2 protein-coding genes are annotated in these 2,513 nt (G+C 37.9%); both read right to left on the reverse strand.

Annotation, left to right across the window (positions count from 1 at the left end):
• Positions 1 to 270 precede the first annotated feature (270 nt).
• Entirely contained in the window at positions 271 to 1,155 is an 885-nt protein-coding gene (locus A3GG_RS0101425; protein WP_018357554.1) for a hypothetical protein, read from the reverse strand.
• On the reverse strand, positions 1,152 to 2,225 hold the full coding sequence (locus A3GG_RS0101430) for a hypothetical protein (RefSeq protein ID WP_134850067.1): 1,074 nt from the start codon (positions 2,223 to 2,225) through the stop codon (positions 1,152 to 1,154). The genes A3GG_RS0101425 and A3GG_RS0101430 overlap by 4 nt, the downstream gene beginning before the upstream one ends.
• Between the last annotated feature and the right edge of the window lie 288 nt (positions 2,226 to 2,513).

Below are 2,513 nucleotides of genomic sequence, written 5' to 3' on the forward strand. Positions count from 1 at the left end.
GTTGTAAGTGCCTTAAAAAGAGAGTCCATAAATCCTTCGTTATATGAGTTAAACTATTGATTATCAGATATAAAGATACCAATAATTTGCGACATTAAAAAGGATATTACACCGAATTTCAAGGCTTTAAATGACATTTATGAAAGAGTGTCAATACAGCATTTCAAATGCGATTGCCCTGTAGGGGTAATGTATCAAGGATTGAGACTTATGACTATCTATATTTTATATTGAGTGACTATCGGGAGACGACTACGATCCGTTTTGCTACTATTTTACGGTGAAGAAAATCGGTTTTGGTTCTGGCTTGTCTCCGACCACTACTGAGAAGAATTGACTTGAATCCACAGGCTTCCCAGAGTCTGGTACATGTGAAAGGGAAATATACAGCTCATAATTCTGGTCTTGAAGTATTTCATCCCATTTCTTACTTCGCGAATTAGACAATCGTTCATTGAAAGCCTCAAAGACCTTCTCTCTCTTATAATTAGTGGCAACAACAATTCTCGCATATGAGCCCCAATAGATATCTGAAACATATACTCTGTCAGAAAAGGAAGTGTATGTTTTGACTTTAGCTTCGACACTAAAGTTTATGAAATAATACTCTGCATAGAATACATTCTTCCACTTTTCAGATAATTGCCTCTCTTTGAGGGGGTCTAAGGCAATCGGTAAATGCAGGGTAATTTTAGAGGTACTGTCCTGAAAACCATAGGAGTAGCATTCATGTATAAGCCCTTTAGATTTCGCATGTTCTGCCGAAGCCAATGCCTTCTTTGTCGCTTTAATGTATGTTGTTAGTCCTGGTGCATTCTCTCCACTCACTATAAATGGGACAGTAGAGAAATTAAAAATGTAGGTGTGGTTGTCAAACATCTTTCCTGGAGCATTGGCGAATGAACCCTCAGATAGCTTTTTACTGTCTAGTATTAAGTAGGGAAAAACTGTGCGAGAGCCACAAGCGTAGAGGTTGTCAGGTAGGTTGCTCATTGTCTTTTGGTAGTTGGGTGTGGAGGGATCTTGAGGGATTATTGGCGTTCCCTCCATCGTTTCTGTCTTGTCCTTCCTCTTGGGCTGCTCATGATTAGGGGTAGAACAACCCAGTAAGCTGATTGCGAAAACAATCGTAATAACGAATTTAATATTTTTCATCTTGTCCTCCCCTCGTTTCCTGTACTCCTAGTTCCTGACTGAACGAAATCTTTCACATCCACTAGTACGTTAGTATTAACATACTTGAGTTCGAAAAAAACTGGAACCCCAACGTTCGTACGATCAAAAATGGCCGTGAACATCTTGTTAATAAACGTTGGTGTTGTTCCCCAAAATGATTCATCAGAATTATCGCCCTTAATCCAAACATAAGATTCTGACTCTGACAGAATCTTAGTAAGCTCTTTAGAGAAATTAGCTTCTCCTTTGACTATTTTTGTAGAAATAGCTAACTGGATGCTTGACTTTACTTGATTGAAATTGTAGTTTGAATATATAATCAAGTAGGCAACTTTACCGTAGGTCATAGAACTAACATAGGCTTGAGACTTATCTTTGACTTGATCGTTAGTTATTTTACCATCAACTTCTGTTTCTACTTTGAAATTACCGACCTTGAGTCGAGCTAAAAGAATACTTTTGTATTTCTTCGAATTTGCTGAGTATGATGCTTGTCCACTGAAAGATGTGGCAATAGATAAATTTCCCCCAAAAGCACTTGAAATATCACTATAAGTTTTAACCTCTTTAAAACTGGCTTCTGCTGTAGATTTTGTATTTCTTTTTGAAGATGCAGTAAATTCATTCGACTGCATTGCTTCCCTAAAAGCTTGTGCGTAGCTAACCTTCCCCTTTGGGGTCTTGACTTCCACAATATATGGCTCAGGGGAGAAGAAAAATATCAAATAGTGGGGATTCTTTTTGGGATACACTTCATGCCAAGCTCCATGAAGTATGTACTTATCTGCAAGAATATTTTGTGTTGGGTAAACTGTTGTGCTTCCTGTGAGGAATTCTGCTCTTTCTCCCGCTCTCATTTCTGATACATTACTACTGATATCATCCAGAGAGAGCTCTGAGGAACTATCTAAATTGAATCTGTCAATTTCATCCCACGCAGATTTGACTTCAGTAATACTTGACATTTCTTTTTCTTGTGTGGAGCAAGAGGTAAGAGATAACGAGGTCATAAGACCGAATACAATAAAAAAACTTCTGTTTCTTTTCATAAAGCGTAAATATGTTGAGTTAAATAATGACGGCACAAAGGTACTGCTTTTTTTATATTTACCATAGATCGCAACTATAACGGCTTGTGTCGATCGCAAAAGTAAATAACCGCTCTATAAGAGGGGTAGAGATGTTCATCTGTCTATTTTATGGAAAGCAACATGGGTCGTGGTTCTTGCATTCACCTTGTTGCTAACCCAAGTTTGACCCCTAGAGTATATTTTGAGGTGGTTTTTGGGCATTTTGAGGAGTGAAATGCTGATTTCATCGGGGTAGTTGTTTTTTAA

Origin of the sequence: Porphyromonas levii DSM 23370 (assembly GCF_000379925.1) — a bacterium.
In the GTDB taxonomy this organism is placed as follows: domain Bacteria; phylum Bacteroidota; class Bacteroidia; order Bacteroidales; family Porphyromonadaceae; genus Porphyromonas_A; species Porphyromonas_A levii.